Origin of the sequence: Maribacter ulvicola, from assembly GCF_900155985.1 — a bacterium.
GTDB lineage: Bacteria > Bacteroidota > Bacteroidia > Flavobacteriales > Flavobacteriaceae > Maribacter > Maribacter ulvicola.
In genome coordinates, this window is sequence record NZ_FTMA01000004.1 from 141,988 (window position 1) to 159,011 (window position 17,024).

Sequence of the window (17,024 nt, forward strand, 5' to 3'; positions counted from 1 at the left end):
AAGTGGTTTTCTAATTATCTAGCAACTCTACCAGAAGCATCACCGCCCATAAGTTTCTCAACTTCAGAAACCGTTACAAGGTTGGCATCACCTTTAATAGTATGCTTTAAACAAGATGCAGCAACTGCAAAGTCAAGTGCATTCTGGTCATCTTCTGGGTATTTCAATAATCCGTAGATCAAACCACCCATAAAAGAATCACCACCACCAACACGGTCAACGATATCGGTAATTTGGTATTGACGGGTTTCGTACATTTTATTTCCATCCCAAAGAACGCCTGCCCATGTATTATGAGAAGCAGAAATAGAACCTCTTAATGTTGTAATTACCTTTTTAGCTTTAGGGAATTTTTTCATCATCTGCTTACATACAGATAAGAAAGCTTCGGCTTTAACATCGGCACCATCTTTATGAACATCAAGACCTTCTGGGTGAATTCCAAAATGCTTTTCAGCATCTTCTTCGTTTCCTAAAATAATATCACAGTACTTGGTTAATCCTGCCATAACTTTTTCTCTATGAGAATCGTCACAGTATGTCCAAAGTTTAGCTCTATAATTTAAATCTGTAGAGATTGTAATTCCTTTTGCACTAGCAGCTTTAACAGCTTCTAAACAAACATCTGCAGCTCCTTGAGAAATTGCAGGTGTAATACCTGTCCAATGAAACCATTCAACACCTTCGAAAACAGCATCCCAATCGATCATTCCAGATTCTATTTCTGAAATAGCTGAATGAGCTCTATCGTAAACTACTTTACTACCTCTAGATACTGCTCCGGTTTCTAAGAAATAGATTCCTAAACGATCACCACCGTAAACAATTTTATCTACGCCAACGCCTCTTTTACGCATTTCCATCATCGCACATTCACCAATATCATTTTTTGGTAATCGTGTAACGAAATCTACAGGAACACCATAATTAGCTAAAGATACAGCTACGTTAGATTCTCCACCTCCGTAAACTACATCAAAATTATTAGCTTGAGAAAATCTTAAAAATCCTTGAGGTGCTAAACGAAGCATGATTTCACCGAATGTTACTACTTTTTTCATGTTGTATTATAAGTTTAATAAGTTCTGATTTACAATTGGTTTAATCGATTAACCACTTTGGGTAAAAAATAACCAAAACAGACATTTTTTGTTTAAGTTAATTAAAGTCTTACTTTTGGTTAATCGATTAAACAAATATATATAAACTAATTGAATAAAAAAAGAACAACTTTAAAAGACATTGCAAATGTTTTAAGTATATCTACTGCAGCTGTTTCGAAAGCTTTAAATGATGATGCACGCATAAGTGTAAAAACCAAGAAAGCCGTAAAACAGGTAGCTAAAGAATTAAATTATCAACCTAATCATTTGGCAAGTGCCTTAAGAAAAGGAAAAAGTAAGTTAGTGGGTTTAATAGTGCCTAGAACTAATAGCAATTTCTTTTCTTCTGTAGTTGAGAATATGGAGGAGGTGCTTAATAAAGCAGGGTATAACATCATAATAACGCAATCTAACGAGTCATTTGAAAAAGAGTGTGACAATATTGATACCTTACTTTATCTACAAGTAGATGGTATTATAGCATCAATGGCAAATGAAACGGTGGATCTATCATATTATGAAAAAATAAAGTCTAATGGAATCCCCTTAATTCTGTTTGATAGGGGGGAAAACGATCTGAATGTCGATTATGTTGGTATTAATGATTATGACAGTAGTCATAAGATTATAGCGCATTTGGTAGCACAGGGCTGTAAGCGTATTGCACATATAGGCGGTTATCGTAGAACGCGAATATTTAATAACAGAATACGTGGTTATGTAGATGCCATAAAAAAGCATAACCTGCCACATGATGATGAGTTACTAATAGAAAGTGGTTTAACCTTGGAAGACGGTAGGCGTCAAATTGAAAAGTTACTGGCTTTAAAAAATAGACCCGATGCTGTTTACGTAGCAAGTGATTATGCTGCTTTAGGCGCATTGCAGGTTTTAAAAGAAAGAAATATTAAGGTTCCTGAAGAATTAAAATTGGTTGGTTTTGGTAATGAGCCGTTTACTTCTTTAGTGACACCATCAATTACAAGTATAAGTCAGCACAGTAAGCAAATTGGAAAGTTGGCCGCCCAAACTTTTTTAGGTTATGTGGATAAAGATGTGGTTGAGCAGTCGTTAAATAAAATAATTCTAGATTCAGAATTAATCATACGAGATTCTTCTAAATAAAAAAAGCATTATCATGAATTCACGATAATGCTTTTAAAAAGGTATAAATATTTAATTACTAAATTCCTAAAGCTTGACCGCCACCAATTTGTACAGTTTCTGCGGTAATGAAAGCAGCATCTTTACTAGCTAAGAAAGAAACCACACCGGCAACATCTTCTGGCTGGCCTAGTCTACCTAACATGATGTTATTTGCCCATGAAGCAAAAACTTCTGGTTTCGTAGCTTTAATTTGAGCATGGAAAGGCGTATCAATAGTACCGGGAGATACTGCATTTGCTCTAATACCATATTCAGCTAAATCTTTTGCTAATGCTCTAGTTAAGGCATGAACTCCTGCTTTAGAAGTACCGTAAATACCAGCACCTGGTCCACCGGCTGTCCACCCAGCATTAGATGTATAGTTGATAATTGATGGGTGTTCACCTTTTTTAAGGTAAGGTATGGCAGCTCTAGAAGCAAAGAAAGCTGAATCTAGGTTCAGTGCCATTACCGATCGATAAAATTCAGTAGTCATTTCTTCAAATCGAGCTCTACCTCCTAATCCACCTGCATTATTTACAAGCGTATCTATTTTACCATATTTTTCACCTATAGCTTTAATGTTTTTTGCTACAGCTTCTTCATTGGTAACATCAAATCCTAAATACTCAGCAGTAATACCTTCTGCTGTAAGTTCTTTAATTCGATCTGCACCAGCTGCGTCATCTATTCCATTTAAGATAACGGTATACCCATCTTGTCCTAATCTTTTAGCAACTGCAAATCCAATTCCGCCAGTTGCTCCTGTAATTACTGCTACTTTTCCTTCTGTACTCATGATATAATTTATTTTATCTATTCTTAATTCAGTTTACTATTATTTTTTGGTGCTTGGGATATATTTTTTTACGGGTTCAACCTTTTTAATCAAAACCAAAACAGCAAGAACACCTAAGACTACTGCTATGCATATAGCGATAAATGCCGGGGTATAAGAGTTGGCTGTAATTTTACCTACAAACCAGTTCATGATCATTGGTGATACTGCTGCCACTGTACCGGCCATACCTGCTAGGGTACCCACAGAAGGTCCGCTAAACATATCACTAGATAGCGTTTGTATGTTGCCAATGGCGAATTGGAAACCAAATAAGGCTAGACCTGCAAGATATATGAAGGTCATAAAATTATCTTGTTTTACTAGGGTAATGATACCCACAAAGCCCATAAGGATGAGGATTGCCCCAAAGATAATTGTCGCTTTTCTTGAAATATCTACAGAATATTTTTTCATCAATTCACCACATACCATACCGCCCGCAATACTTCCGACTGCTGCCATCAGATATGTAATCCACATGGTATTTGCAATCTGTTCAATGCTTAACCCAAATTTATTATTAAGATAAATAGGCATCCATGCAGCAAAGAACCACCAAATTGGCTCAATGAAAAATCTACATAACAAAATACCCCATGACTCTTTGTAGCTAAGAATAGCACTTACGCTAAGGCTTTTCCTTTTAACGCCCGTATCTTCATCTAGAATTCTGTCGGAAAGGATCAGTTCTCTTTCTTTGTCTGTAACCCAAGGGTGCTTCTCTGGCGTAGATTTATTTAAGAACAACCAAGGAATAACCCATAGTAAGCCAATAGCACCTAAAATAATGTAAGTGGTTTTCCATCCAAATTGAGCATATAGAAATACGATTATAAAAGGTGCAATAACGTTCCCAATAGATGCACCTGCATTAAATATGCCTTGAGCAATGGCTCTTTCTTTTACGGGAAACCATTCTCCATTACTTTTTACCGCACCGGGCCAATTACCTGCTTCTCCCAAGCCAAGTGCACCTCTAAAAATAGATAGGGACACGATACCGCCGGCAAAAGCGTGAAGTACAGAGGCCACAGACCATACAATAATAGAAACGGTAAAGCCAAGTCTTGTTCCTATTTGGTCATATAGTTTTCCTGAAGCAAATTTACCAATGGCATATGCCGCAAGAAATATGTTGAACATAAAGGCATAATCTGCCTTGTCCATGCCCAGGTCTTTTCCCATTTCCGGCCAAAGTAAAGCGAATGCAGTTCTATCGATATAATTGATAACTGTTGCTATAAAAATAAGCACAATAATCCACCACCTTAATCCTTTAATTTTCATAATTCTGTGCTTTTTTTGGTTTAGTTTGTTGATGAAAATAGTTCGTCTTGATTATTTTAATAATCTAAAAACACTTTGATTTTTCACTGATTTCTTTGTCGATATACTATCGTTCTACCTTTAAATGTTATAACAATACTTATAAAGTTCCTTGAAGTGAATTTTCATCATTTCTTTGGCCTTTTGAGTATTCTGCTCTTTTATAGCTTCAAATATGTCTTGATGTTCTCTTATTCTTTTTGGTCCTTGATTCTTATCACAAACATGATACTTCTCAAAATTGTTGATAATCTCTGGCGTTATAATCAACATCATTCTATTAATGGTACTATTTCTACATGCCTGTGCAATAGCTAAATGAAAAAGCAAATCTTCCTGAACGGCGTCTTCATTGTTCAGTACTTTTTCTTTGTAAGATTCTAAAGCCGCTTCCATCTTTTTTAAATCGTCATTAGTTCTTCTTTGTGCTGCCAGTCTTACGGTTTTAAGCTCAAGTAAAATTCTTGTTTCAACCAGTGATTTAAAATCTGGATCTTCTAATCCAAGAATATCATTCATCATACCGTTCATGGCAACAGGACCAATGTCTGCTACAAAAGTTCCACTTTGCGGTTTAGATTTTAATATGCCATAGAATTCCAGTTTCTGAATTGTTTCACGTACATTTCCTCTACTTACTCCAAAACGCTCAGATAACATACGTTCTGAAGGTAATTTATCGCCAGGTTCAAGATTTTTGTTATTTATTAAATCTCGAATGTTTGCAATAATATTATTGTGGAGTTCTTTGTGTTCATTTCTTGTTAAGATTTCTAACTTCATATATCACGTTTAATTACTATTATAAATTGGTTAACCAGATTGGTTTGTCAAATTTATAAAAATAACTGTGTTATCAAATTTTTCAAGAGTTTAATCTTAGAAACTTTACTTGAAACCTGAGTTAAGAAAGATTAACTGGCTTTCTCAAAAAAGCCAGCAATCTTAAGGAACCAACTCAAACAACTTTCTTTAAATAATGCTTTAATTTTTAATATAGATATATTCCATAAGTTAATGCATGAACTTACAGATTGTAAAAATCAAAGCGTATAAGTTAATACCCTGGGTTCTGTGTAATAACACCGTCAGTAGCAAGTATTTCTGAAATTGGTATTGGAAACAAATGGTAATTAGTACTAATTGTTTCTCCCATTTCTGCATCAACAGCGCCTGTTCTTACTAAATCGAACCATCTTTGTCCTTCAAAAGCTAACTCAAGTCTTCTTTCATCAAGAATTACTTTTCTAACTTCAGCTTGTGTGGTAGCTGTACCAACTAAACTAGTTAAACCAGCTCTTGATCTTATTGGATCTAACAAAGCAAGTACATCATCAGCACTAGAACCATTTTCATTTAATGCTTCGGCATATAACAAAATAACATCTGCCAATCGAATCTCAATCCAATCGTGTTCACCTCCTAAACCACCTTCTTTAGGAAACTTTATAGCAGTTGTACCATCTTCACTAAGGGTTACAGCCCTTCTTAAATCAGTACCACCACCGTTAGCATCGCTAGCATCAAAAGCAGCTACTAAATCGGCATCTACTGGTAAATCAGATTTTGAATCATCTCCAACAAACCAGTTCCAGAAGTCAGAACCAAAAGAATACTCGTCTACTATAGAGCTTGATACTTGCGTAGCATATATAATTTCAGAATTACCTACTTCGTTTTCAGCTCCAAAAACTTCATTGAAATTATCTTTCAAACTAACATTTGTTGCATTTACAACTGCCGCTAATAATGGTGCGGCACTTGCATAATCACCTTGAGCTGCATAAGTTTTACCTAATAACCCTTGAGCTGCTAATTTAGAAGCTCTTCCATCAACAATTTCAGTACTTAAAACTGCTATTGCATCATTCAAATCAGGAATAATAACATTATTGTAAACATCAGTTGCAGGCTGTCTAACCAAAGAAGCAGTATCTTCTATACTTGGAGAGGCAGATAAATTAACCGTGACATCACCAAAAACTTGCACTAATTTAAAATATGATAAAGCTCTTAAAAACTTTGCTTCACCAATTTCTACTGCGTCCGTGGAATTTTCAATTACGTTATTGGCAGATAAAATTGACTTATATGCCGCTGTATAGAAAGGGCCAAAAAATGATCTTCCATCGTTGTTAATTCATTGTCATAGACATCAAAGGCCGTATAGGGCGCTTCATCCATTAGAGCATTATCAGCTCTAAATTCACCCATTATTGCCATTGGGGTTACAGTACCAAGCTGGTAATAATATGCTGCATTTAAAACTCCTTCAAAATCAGTCAATGAATCTGAACTCGCAATATTAGAAGGAAATTGATCTAAATCCCTGTCACATGCTGTTGTCAACAACAATGACCCCATTAATAATATATATACTTTTTTCATTTTTACTTATTTAAAAATTAAGATTCAAACCTAATGTAAAGCTCCTAACAATTGGACTAGCACCAACTTGTGCACCGTATGTTGTTGGACCTAAATAATCACCACCTGTAGTCTTTACGCCTTCAGGATTATACGACGTATAGTTATCAGCCCATAAGTACAATAGATTAGTAGCGGCACCGTAAATTCTAACAGAATTTAAACCCATTTTTTCAGTCACATCTGAATTAATTGTATAGCCCAAAGTTAAATTTCTAAGTGCTACATACGAAGCATCCTGAATCATAGCATCTGTTTGATTTCTATTTCGCTCGTAGTACTCTCCATTATGATCAGCGATCCCATCACCGTTAGGATCTAAGCTATCGTAATCTAATCTACCTCCCCATTGAGAGCCATAATAAAGAGGATCTATATTATATACTTCAGCTCCATGAGAACCTTGAAGTTGAAATGACATATCAAAATCTTTATATCTAAAGTTATGAGACATACCCCAATAAAAATCCGGAGTGTTTTGTCCTATTTTCACTAAATCACCACCGTCTTCAACAGTTTTAGTTCTATCAATTACACCGTCATTATTCTGATCAACAACATAAGACTCACCAGTTTGGCTGTTAGGATGTCTAGATCCATCTGCAAGATATTCCATTTCAACATCTCCGATAGTTTCTAACCCCCACATTTCACCAATTCCACCACCTACATAGTTTCTAAAGACAGCACCTCTACCACTTTGCCCAAAGATTACCTGAGGTAATTCAGTTAAACCACCTAAATCAGTAATTTCAGTTTCAACAGTAGATAAATTTCCATTAAAACTCCATGAGAAATCATCATTACTAATTGCATTAACGTTTAAGACAAATTCCATACCTGAACTTCTTACATCACCAGAGTTAAGTACTATTGAAGTAGTACCCAAAACTTCAGAAACACTTTGGTTAATTAAGATATCTTCAATATCAGAAGTATAGTAGTCTATACCTAATCTCACTCGGTTATTAAAAAAACCTAAATCAACACCATAGTTTGTTTCAGTGTTTGTCTGCCAAGTTAAATTTTCATTCGCTACGTTATTAGGAATTAAATACCCCGTTCCATATAATGTTGCTTGAGGCTCTAAAAGGCTTAAAGCATCGTATGATCCTAAAAAGGAAGTTGTTCCTAATGAACCGGTACTAAATCTTAGTTTTAACTGACTCAAAATTTCATTATCCTCTAAAAAAGATTCATTATGAACATTCCAACCTAAAGATAATGCAGGAAACGTAGCATACTTTTTGTTCGCACCAAAACGTGAATCACCATCTCTTCTTACAGAAACTGAAGCTAAGAAACGATCATCATATGCATAATTAATCCTTCCAAAAACACTTTCTCTCACTCTATTTTCATCACGTTCAGTTACCGTTATATCTGCAGGGTCAAACAAGTTGAAATTAAGAATAGCAGTATCTGGCACATTAGCGCCCGATAAGGCTGTTCCTTTGAAATTGGTAGATTGAAATTCCACACCTGCTACTGCAGAAATGTCATGCTTACCCAATACCTTTGCATAATTTAAAGTAGTTTCACTTAAAACAGAAGTTACTTTTAAATCAGTTTGATTCATAAATGTTTGAGAATCTCTTGCTCTTGAATCAAATCCTAATAATCTATGATTATAAATTTGAGTGTCTGTCATATCTCCACCTAAAACAGTTTTAATATTTAAACCGTCAAGGATACTATATTGAAGATAACCAGATACGTTACCGAAAAATGTTTTTTCCCAACTATCTGTATTATCCAGCTTTGCTGCAGGACCAGCATCACCAGAACCTCCAATACCATTATTCGCTCTACCATAATGCCAGTCTTGCGCTGCCATTCCTGGCTCTAAAGAATATATACTATTAGCCTCATATCCTGAACCTCTATAACCATTATCGAAAGCAGCCAAACCTAAAGCCTGCGCTTGTTGATCTAAATCCTGTACAAAAGCAATAGACTCTGAAGTATGGTATATAGGATGAACACCATAAGATCTTAAAAGGTCTCTCATATCATGACCCAAAATATCTCTTTTAGAAGTAAACCCATTAAAATTTACTCCTGTTTTAAACTTGTCACCTAACTTGGCATCAACATTCAAACGAGCATTCAATCTTTCAAAACCTTGTGTAATAACAACACCTTCCGCATTTTGATACCCAATAGAAGCAAAATAATTTACATCATCAGTTCCTCCGCTCATATTGAAATCATGACTGGTTGTAGTACCATTTTGAAAAAGCCAGTCTTCTGGACTTATAGCTCCAGGAGAATCTTCATAAGCACTTAATCTATATTCTAAAAAAGCAGGATCCTGAGTAGCAACAGTACTACCCCAATTACCAGCAGCAATCTCTGCTCTTGCATGAGCAGCCCATTCTGGACCAGATTGAAGGATATTGTCTCTATACTTACTTGAAGTACTCGTATAAGCATTATAACTAAAACTAGCCTTACCTGATTTCCCTTTTTTAGTAGTAATCAAAATAACACCATTTGCCCCTCTAGAACCATAAATTGCAGCAGAAGCAGCATCTTTTAATACCTCTAAACTCTCAATATCATTTGGGTTAACTGATGCTATACCTCCAGAAATAGGATAACCATCAACAACAATTAATGGATTTGATGCACCTGAAATAGATGATGCAGCCCTAATTTGAATCTTTGGATCCGCACCTGGCGCACCGTCTTGATTCTGAATTAAAACACCTGGCAACTTTCCTGCTAAAGCATCATCAACACGAGTGGCTTGCACGGCAGCAACGTCATCGCCACCAATTTTTGCAACAGCACCTGTTAAGTGTGATTTTTTCCGAGTACCATATCCTACTACTACAACCTCTTCAAGTTGGCTGGCATCTTCGGCAAGAACAACATTTAAGGTTTGTTGACCTGTGATATTAATTGCTTTAGTAGCATATCCTATTGAAGAAAACTCTAAAACATCTCCGTTAGAAACTGTGATGGAGAAATTACCGTCAAAATCTGTTGAAGTACCAGTGGTAGTATTTTGTATTACAACATTGGCACCCGGTACAGGCATACTTGTTTCATCTGTTACTGTACCGGTTAAGGTATACCCGTCTTGTGCGAATAGAGATATGTTGAGAAACAACATCATCACTAATCCTAATTTTGTTTTGAAATTCATTTGTAGTCTTGTTATGTTAATTAAGTCTGATTAAAGTATTCTAAAATGAAAATTGAGTGTTGTTTCATTTTTAGTATGTTACACTTTGTAAGTCTTTTAATTTAGACGTAGGTGTAAACCGTTTAGAAATCCTCTTACTTATTCATAAGAAATTTTAATGCAAGTGTAAAATTGTTTTTTGTCATGGAGTTAGAATTAAAATTAAGTTCGTAAAATTTTAAGTAAGCTGTTATTTTGGTTATCCAAACTGGTTATCCAATTTGGTTTACCAAATATATGTTATTTATTCGTTAAAAAAAGAGAAAACTATATTTTAACAACTTAGCCATGCGGTGAAATTTTAAATTCCTCTTTTAAGCCCTGTAAATATTGAGAATATGATATTCTGTGAATAAATATTTTTTTTTTAAAGTGATGAATATTTTTAGCTGTTTAGAGTACATTTCTGTTTAAAATTCATCAATAAATCGCAAGATTTGAATGGTTTTCGGCTCTAAATTTTTAAAAAATCGTTTGGTTTTAGGATAGAATAAATGAATTCAACATTTTGATTTTCATTGGTTTCTCAAGTTTTCAACCTATTTAAACTACATTGTTATAAATACGGATTTTGAGCATTACGCATGAATATCTTTAAGACAATTTTCTAACAGAGTTTGGAGAACTTATGAAGGAGGAGCGCTAATAGATAAAAGGAAAAAAGATACTCCAGAAGTAGATGGTAGCATGCCAGAAGAATGGATTATGTCTACGGTAACAGACAGAGGAAACGGAAGACCGGAGAATGAAGGACTTTCTCTTGTGGAGATTCCCTTAGGGATTCATTCCTTAAAGGAACTAGTGGCTTCTAACAAAGAATTATATGCTTGGTAAGGCATTAGCGGATAAATTTGGGACTACCGGAGTGCTAATTAGAATGCTTGATTTTAAAGAACGACTAAGCATACAAGTATATCCAGAAAGAGAATATGCCAAAACCAAGTTGAATTCCGCTTTTAGTAAGATGGAGTCTTGGTATGTTTTAAATAAGTGTAAAATAAATGGCGAGAAAAGTGTTATTTATACGGGCTTTAAAGAAGGCATTACAAAAGCATAATGGGAAACTCTTTTTGTAAATCAAGATACTGCGGGTATACTTAATAGTCTTCACAAGATAGAAATGAACCCCGGTAATGCTTACATGATTTATGGTGGTATGCCACACGCCATTCGTATTGGTTGTTTTTTAATGGAAGTTCAAGAGCCAACAGGTTACACCATGTGGGTTGAGAAAGTTACTCCCGCAAGATTAACAATTTCAGATGAATTGATATATCTGGGGGTAGGGGAACAAAATATACTAGATTGTTTTCATTATGAGGGCTGTTCGTATGAAAAGGCAATAAAAATATCGGAAGGTTTCGCTCAATTACCATTGATGAAATGGCATCTTTATTTTCCTTCTTTACATCTTTTAGTCCCCAATGTTGCTCTTGCACTAAATTACTTCGAGAAGCTATAAAAACACCTGTCATTGTAGTACCAACTATTCCTGCAATTACTAATCCGTTATTATCATCTTTGGGCAGTTCAGGAAAAAATTCGGTAATAGAAGTACCTGTTTCCTTAAAACCACCATAAAGCCCAAGAAAGGTTAAGACCATACTTAGCACCAGATACAACCATAGAGGTAACACTACCAGTACCTACAACATAACCGATAATAAAAAATGCTGGGCCAAAATCTTTAAGACGTTTTTTAAATTTTCCTAAAAAGGATATATTTTCTGTTGTCATAAGTAGTGATCCAGCATTTGAAAGGTATAAAATAGTAGTTCAAGAACTCTATTTTTAACTGTGGGTTTCAGCTAAAAGCAGAGGTGACTTTATTCTTTATCTCCAAAATAAGATGGGCCTACGCCACTTAAGAAATCTTCTCTTACAGGGCTAAAAGTGTCAATTAATTCACCTTCTTCCAGGCAAACTGCACTATGTAAAAGGTTTGGTTCAATGTAAACTCCGTCCCCGGCTTCTACAATTTGCTTTTCACCGTCAATTACAAATTCGAATTTTCCAGAGACACAATAGGTAGCCTGTGTATGAAAATGTTGATGAGGTGCACCTAAAGCTCCTTTATCGAATTTTACTCTTACCATCATAATTTGGTTGTCATAACCTAAGAATTTTCTTGAAACTCCTCCGCCAAGTACTTCCCACTCCATGTCTTTTGTAATGACGTACTTTTCGCTAAATCTCTTCATAATATTTATTTTTTGTTTCTATTTAAAATAATAAGAACCAGACCATTCGTAATTCTTATCGTTTATTTTTACCGTATGTGTTGCTTCTTTTGAAGCATTTGTATTTGCTATTATAAACAATTTGTTGGTTCCTTTAACTGTAGTTATTGAAATGGCGGTATAATCAGTATTATCTAATATAATTTTTATGGCAGAGATAGAACTATTGGAGTTTATTGCAGATTCAGAAACCGGACTGTAACTACCGTGTGCTTCTACAGTTGAGACAAAAAGTGTATTCTCAGTATTTTTTCTGCGGATAATAAAACCAGCTTCTCTTCTTAAATTAAAGTCAGGGTCATTTGCACCTATACGCACAAACTTTAATTCGTCATCTTGTGAAGTCGCAGAGGTTAAAGTATAAAATTTGCCATTAGCTAACCAGCTTAATTTAGTGTTTTCAACTGTGGGGTTACCAGTAGCTTCTGACCATAAATGTTGATATCCATTATCTTTTCCTAAGGGTTCTAGTATTTTGGGAACCTCATATTCGAAGTTGGTATGTAACACTTGCCCCATAAAGTAAAAAGGCAGATCATATTGATTGGTACTATCAGATTTAACTTGTAAAATATCTAGCATAATTGGCTTTTCAAATTCTTCATCTTTTATGATGGCCATTGTTCTATGCATTTCCGTTCCGGGATATGCATTTGTTTCTATTGCACTAACAATTTGTATATCGGCATTAGAACCATCAAAAAGATACAGGTCTGGATGGTACTTGCTACCAATGTCAAATTTGCCTTGATAATGAGATTTTTCATTTTGTACCAAGGTATTATGGGCAATGGTTTGCTTGGCCCAAGTTTTATTTTCCTTTAAATAATTTCCCCCTCCTTTTTGTTCAATATTAACAAACCGGGCTAAACCGTAATCTTGTAATACCTCATCTCCATTTTCGTAGTAGGAGTATGATAACTTATCATAGTGACCATGGCTTGAGCCTTGGGCCGCGTATTTAAAAACAAGTTCTAAATCATTACTTCGTAAAATACCCACACCACCTTGTTTTCCGTTAGGACCGTCAGATAAATTGATTGATTTTTTATTGAATGGTTTTGCTTCTCCATTTTTTACACCAAGCGCTACAGCCAAACCAGAATCGTCTAATAGGACCTTATTTTGTTTTTCTGCAATACTTAACAATCCGGGATCCTGACCTCCAAAATAATACGAAATATCTACGGCAGTTACTAAGGCATCATTGTAATAAGACATTCCTTTTTGACCATCGTTAAGAGGAAAGAAATCTCCATCTGCATCAGATAAATTTAAAAGTGCGTTGATAGATTTTAAAAGAACACCGTCTTTGTATTCAAAGATTTTCAATTCTGGTTTTACATTATGCAATCCTTCTGCGAAAATCAAAAAAGGATACATGGCATAGCGTTGGTAATATGGACCTTCATTATAATATCCATCTGGTGAAAAGGGCTCTTCTATATTCGCTAGAAATCCGGCTTTACCTTCTTTATTTATGAATCCGCCATCATCATCTTTTGCGGTTTTGTCCATTTCTAAATTTGGAATACCATATAGAGCACGATCAATCAACTCCTTATCGTTCATAACCAAACCGATCATACCAACAGCTGCATTACCCCACGTACTGTGGTTATGCACTCTTTGGTAGAACTGCGGGCTATCAACTGAAATGTGATCCGCAAAAGGTCTGAACAGATTTTTCTCTAACTTTTTTCTTTCGTCGGCACTTAAGTAATTATAGATACAATCATACGCTTGGCTAACGTAAACCAACCAATTAGAATCGTTTAAACATTGCCAAAATAATTTGCCTCTAGCATAAGACCTTGTTTTGGGGTGCAAGGGTAATGTTTTATACATGCCTTCATACTGCAAAAGCATATCTTTTACGTACTTCGCATATTTTTCATCTTGCAATATTTGATATAAGGCTCCCGCTTGTTGCATTACGATCATGTTACGTTTGTGACGTACATGGGTATATCCACCAGAATAATCTTTAGGGATTGGTGTAGCTATGCCCAAAGCCATTTCGGCATCTATTTCTTCCTTTAGCTTTTGAAGCGATGCATCAAATAAGGGAACGTTGCCAAGTTCTGCTCTAATTTTTGCAACACCGTCTTTTGTGAGGATTAGACTTGGGTGCTCTTGTGCAGCTGTACTGAGTGTTACCAAAATAACACAAATAAATAGCTGTATTGTTGTTGAATTTTTAATCATTGTTGTTATTCGTTTTTTAGTAGCCCTAAATCTGTACCATCAGTACCTTTTCCTTTTAATGGCGAGTCTGAGGGTAAGGTGTAGTGGCCGTTTTTAGAAAACGTAAGGTCAAGCTCCCACTGGTTTTCTACTTGAAATTTCTGATCGCCGGTGACCCTTAGTTTTTCTGAATTGCTCAAAGCATTATTGAGAACTTTGACAATTGGTTCACCGACTACCAGATGCATGCTAATGGTCTTGCTATCTTTAAAAATATTGTTTTTAATATCCGTTTCTTGAACGCCATATAAGGAAATGGAAGCTTTATATTTATTTTTAGAGCCATAACCAACATGATCAAATACATTGTGCTCCATTTCTAAAAACGGTCCAAAGGTACTTTCGTCCTTACCACCTCTGTACAATCTTAATGCTGCACCTTGTAAGTCGTTAATGGCATTGTTCTTCATAATAAAATACTCTACGTTGTAAGCACCTATGTCATCGGTTTCTTTATCTAAGGCTGCAATGCTGCCAGAAATATTCTTAAAACTAGAGTTTTGTATGCTGATGGTATCGGCAAAGGTGCCTTTAGAAACGCGCAAAACATCAAAAGAGTGATTAACCACCATATCTTTAAACTCGCATCTATCAATGAATAATTTATAATTATCTATCATAGATTTCTTACTTGTACTAATAACAGAATTACCTGCGTAATCTGGAGATTTGGTGCCGTCAAAAGTGATATTTTCAAGAGAAAGGCTACCGCCATTCTCAATTTCAAAAGCCATCATTCTTTCAAATAAGATGGTCGCTTTTTCTTTGCCTATGGTTTTAAAAGTTAGGGGGTGGTTAATTTTCACCGCTTTGGTCAATAAGTATGTGCCACCATCTTCAAGAATGATGATATCACCTGCTTTCGTTTCTTTTACTTTATCATATAAAGTATTGATACCTGCAGGTACATTAACAGTATTGCCAGAATTTAATGCAATAGTATGATCTGCTTTTGAGTACCATGATGCTCCCGTATTTTCTTTAGTAGCAATTTTGGGACTGATAGCTATTTTGGATTTTATTTTGCTTGAAGTAGGAATGGGGAATCCATTTTTATCATTAACCAATTTAATTTTGGCATTTTTAAAACCATCTTCAATACTAGTTGTTGAATTTTCACCAAGAATATTGTTCTTAAACGTTATGCCGCTAATGTCGTCGTCTATAGAGAAAACATCTTTCTTTATATCGTTGTAGATGATATTTTCTGAAAATTCTGAAGTTCTTGGTGCCTGACTTCTTTCGGCATCGCTACCTGCACCAAAAAGAATATTATCGCAGTTTACAAAAGTGTTATTATTTACTTTAGAATCGATTACGGGTACATACCTATTTGGTGGTGAATTTGGGACACCGTTCATCATCACAAAAGCACCTCTAAAACGATAGCCGGTTAAACCAACATGGTAGTTGTTAATTACTGTTTGTGTTTCATTGATAACACGAATACCGCCAGTACTTGGTTTATTATTACCAATAAAGACATTGCCGTCAACCAATGTTTCGTTACCATGGCGCATGGTCAATGTACCTGTACATTCAAAAAAAGTGTTGTATTTGAAAGTGTTGTTACAAGATTTGTTTGAGATGATTTCATGTTCACCGTTAGTTCTGTCAAAATAATTAGATTCTACTAAGGTGTTCGATTTTTCTAATGCATGATGACTGGTGCCTATTCTTAAGGTTTCTCCTCCATTGTTCCCATAGGTTGGTCGAGGTCCAAAATAATTATGATCTATTTGATGGTTGTTTGCTCTACTATCTTCGGTATCCAAACCAACGATCATGGTAACACCCAGGTTCTTTTTGCCTGCAATATGGTTATGGTCAATTCGGTTATTTTTTCCGTAAATGGTAATCCAATAATCTTGTACTTGGCGCTCAGGGTTATTAAAGTTATCAATTACACATTCGGTAAGACGAGAATTATTTGCCATTTGTTCCCTGCTTTTTCTGAAAGAAATAACAGCGTTGGTAGGGGTATGGCCATTTTTGAAAACAAGACCTTTAACGATTAAATGATCACCTGCAATTCTAAGGTTAGATGCTCCGGATAAAATTACTTTTCCTTTTTCTTCCGCTATTAGTGTGATAGGTTTTTCTGCAGTACCATTCGCTTCAAGGAGTAGTTCAGCATCCATCCAAACACCATTGGCAAGAATGATGCTGTCACCAGGCTGTACTTTCTGAAGCACTTCAGTAAATTCTGCAACATTTTTTACAAAATGGGTTTGCTGCGGTTCAGTAAATGAATATGCTAGGCATGCAAAAACAGATAAGAATAGAAGAAGATATCGTCTCATAAAACAAAATTGGTTAACCAAATTGGTTGACCAAAAATAAGAATATTTGTAAGACTAACAAATATTTAACACCATATGGATGCTTATTAATTACAAATCGATAACTGCTTGATTACGAAATCGCTAATTCAGTAAATTTTAAATAGGATAGAATTTACGTTCTGATTAGAGTTGAAACCCAGCCAAAAATGTTGATGT

15 protein-coding genes are annotated in these 17,024 nt (G+C 35.3%); 4 read left to right on the plus strand and 11 right to left on the minus strand.

Annotation, left to right across the window (positions count from 1 at the left end; translation table 11 throughout):
- Positions 1–14: 14 nt before the first annotated feature.
- A complete protein-coding gene (locus BW936_RS12825) occupies positions 15–1,061 on the minus strand; it encodes a sugar kinase (RefSeq protein WP_076548801.1) in 1,047 nt (348 codons plus the stop codon).
- A 150-nt stretch (positions 1,062–1,211) separates the two neighbouring features.
- Between BW936_RS12825 and BW936_RS12830 the strand changes: the two genes are divergently transcribed.
- Positions 1,212–2,228 carry a LacI family DNA-binding transcriptional regulator gene (locus BW936_RS12830; RefSeq protein WP_076548802.1) on the plus strand — a complete coding sequence of 339 codons (1,017 nt, stop codon included), beginning with the start codon at positions 1,212–1,214 and terminating at the stop codon, positions 2,226–2,228.
- Between the two features lie 58 nt (positions 2,229–2,286).
- Here the strand turns inward: BW936_RS12830 and BW936_RS12835 are convergent, their stop codons facing one another.
- From BW936_RS12835 to BW936_RS12855, 6 genes are all read right to left on the minus strand, one after another.
- Positions 2,287–3,048, minus strand: a complete 762-nt coding sequence (locus BW936_RS12835) for an SDR family NAD(P)-dependent oxidoreductase (protein WP_076548803.1) — start codon at positions 3,046–3,048, stop codon at positions 2,287–2,289.
- A gap of 39 nt (positions 3,049–3,087) precedes the next feature.
- Positions 3,088–4,377: an MFS transporter gene (locus tag BW936_RS12840; RefSeq protein WP_076548804.1), complete on the minus strand. Its 1,290-nt coding sequence runs from the start codon at positions 4,375–4,377 to the stop codon at positions 3,088–3,090.
- A gap of 120 nt (positions 4,378–4,497) precedes the next feature.
- Positions 4,498–5,199, minus strand: coding sequence for a FadR/GntR family transcriptional regulator (locus tag BW936_RS12845; RefSeq protein WP_076548805.1), 702 nt, complete (start codon positions 5,197–5,199; stop codon positions 4,498–4,500).
- A 274-nt stretch (positions 5,200–5,473) separates the two neighbouring features.
- On the minus strand, positions 5,474–6,556 hold the full coding sequence (locus BW936_RS12850) for a RagB/SusD family nutrient uptake outer membrane protein (RefSeq protein ID WP_317042894.1): 1,083 nt from the start codon (positions 6,554–6,556) through the stop codon (positions 5,474–5,476).
- Positions 6,478–6,804 carry a hypothetical protein gene (locus tag BW936_RS19960; protein WP_244156226.1) on the minus strand — a complete coding sequence of 109 codons (327 nt, stop codon included), beginning with the start codon at positions 6,802–6,804 and terminating at the stop codon, positions 6,478–6,480. Before BW936_RS19960 ends, BW936_RS12850 begins: the two co-directional genes overlap by 79 nt.
- A gap of 10 nt (positions 6,805–6,814) precedes the next feature.
- Positions 6,815–9,997: a SusC/RagA family TonB-linked outer membrane protein gene (locus BW936_RS12855; protein ID WP_076548806.1), complete on the minus strand. Its 3,183-nt coding sequence runs from the start codon at positions 9,995–9,997 to the stop codon at positions 6,815–6,817.
- 726 nt (positions 9,998–10,723) lie between these two features.
- Here BW936_RS12855 and BW936_RS19650 point away from each other — a divergent pair.
- The 3 genes from BW936_RS19650 to BW936_RS12865 all read left to right on the plus strand — a co-directional run bounded on the left by BW936_RS19650 (position 10,724) and on the right by BW936_RS12865 (position 11,498).
- Positions 10,724–10,870, plus strand: coding sequence for a hypothetical protein (locus tag BW936_RS19650; protein WP_159439020.1), 147 nt, complete (start codon positions 10,724–10,726; stop codon positions 10,868–10,870).
- Positions 10,860–11,093: a cupin domain-containing protein gene (locus BW936_RS12860; RefSeq protein ID WP_076548807.1), complete on the plus strand. Its 234-nt coding sequence runs from the start codon at positions 10,860–10,862 to the stop codon at positions 11,091–11,093. Before BW936_RS19650 ends, BW936_RS12860 begins: the two co-directional genes overlap by 11 nt.
- A 63-nt stretch (positions 11,094–11,156) precedes the next feature.
- Complete coding sequence (locus BW936_RS12865) at positions 11,157–11,498, plus strand: hypothetical protein (RefSeq protein WP_076548808.1); 342 nt, start codon at positions 11,157–11,159, stop codon at positions 11,496–11,498.
- 104 nt (positions 11,499–11,602) lie between these two features.
- Here BW936_RS12865 and BW936_RS19655 read toward each other — a convergent pair whose 3' ends face one another.
- The 4 genes from BW936_RS19655 to BW936_RS12880 all read right to left on the minus strand — a co-directional run bounded on the left by BW936_RS19655 (position 11,603) and on the right by BW936_RS12880 (position 16,826).
- Positions 11,603–11,773, minus strand: a complete 171-nt coding sequence (locus BW936_RS19655) for a hypothetical protein (protein ID WP_159439021.1) — start codon at positions 11,771–11,773, stop codon at positions 11,603–11,605.
- A gap of 89 nt (positions 11,774–11,862) precedes the next feature.
- Positions 11,863–12,237 carry a cupin domain-containing protein gene (locus BW936_RS12870; protein WP_036156630.1) on the minus strand — a complete coding sequence of 125 codons (375 nt, stop codon included), beginning with the start codon at positions 12,235–12,237 and terminating at the stop codon, positions 11,863–11,865.
- A gap of 18 nt (positions 12,238–12,255) precedes the next feature.
- Positions 12,256–14,484 carry an alginate lyase family protein gene (locus BW936_RS12875; protein ID WP_076548809.1) on the minus strand — a complete coding sequence of 743 codons (2,229 nt, stop codon included), beginning with the start codon at positions 14,482–14,484 and terminating at the stop codon, positions 12,256–12,258.
- Between the two features lie 5 nt (positions 14,485–14,489).
- Positions 14,490–16,826, minus strand: a complete 2,337-nt coding sequence (locus BW936_RS12880) for a chondroitinase-B domain-containing protein (protein WP_076548810.1) — start codon at positions 16,824–16,826, stop codon at positions 14,490–14,492.
- Between the last annotated feature and the right edge of the window lie 198 nt (positions 16,827–17,024).

What these genes read in the sequence shown, in the direction of transcription:
- BW936_RS12825 (WP_076548801.1), bottom strand. Translation starts at nt 1,061, where the DNA reads ATGAAAAAAGTAGTAACATTCGGTGAAATCATGCTTCGTTTAGCACCT.
- BW936_RS12835 (WP_076548803.1), bottom strand. Translation starts at nt 3,048, where the DNA reads ATGAGTACAGAAGGAAAAGTAGCAGTAATTACAGGAGCAACTGGCGGA.
- BW936_RS12840 (WP_076548804.1), bottom strand. Translation starts at nt 4,377, where the DNA reads ATGAAAATTAAAGGATTAAGGTGGTGGATTATTGTGCTTATTTTTATA.
- BW936_RS12845 (WP_076548805.1), bottom strand. Translation starts at nt 5,199, where the DNA reads ATGAAGTTAGAAATCTTAACAAGAAATGAACACAAAGAACTCCACAAT.
- BW936_RS19960 (WP_244156226.1), bottom strand. Translation starts at nt 6,804, where the DNA reads ATGAAAAAAGTATATATATTATTAATGGGGTCATTGTTGTTGACAACA.
- BW936_RS12855 (WP_076548806.1), bottom strand. Translation starts at nt 9,997, where the DNA reads ATGAATTTCAAAACAAAATTAGGATTAGTGATGATGTTGTTTCTCAAC.
- BW936_RS19650 (WP_159439020.1), top strand. Translation starts at nt 10,724, where the DNA reads ATGCCAGAAGAATGGATTATGTCTACGGTAACAGACAGAGGAAACGGA.
- BW936_RS12860 (WP_076548807.1), top strand. Translation starts at nt 10,860, where the DNA reads ATGCTTGGTAAGGCATTAGCGGATAAATTTGGGACTACCGGAGTGCTA.
- BW936_RS12865 (WP_076548808.1), top strand. Translation starts at nt 11,157, where the DNA reads ATGAACCCCGGTAATGCTTACATGATTTATGGTGGTATGCCACACGCC.
- BW936_RS19655 (WP_159439021.1), bottom strand. Translation starts at nt 11,773, where the DNA reads ATGACAACAGAAAATATATCCTTTTTAGGAAAATTTAAAAAACGTCTT.
- BW936_RS12870 (WP_036156630.1), bottom strand. Translation starts at nt 12,237, where the DNA reads ATGAAGAGATTTAGCGAAAAGTACGTCATTACAAAAGACATGGAGTGG.
- BW936_RS12875 (WP_076548809.1), bottom strand. Translation starts at nt 14,484, where the DNA reads ATGATTAAAAATTCAACAACAATACAGCTATTTATTTGTGTTATTTTG.
- BW936_RS12880 (WP_076548810.1), bottom strand. Translation starts at nt 16,826, where the DNA reads ATGAGACGATATCTTCTTCTATTCTTATCTGTTTTTGCATGCCTAGCA.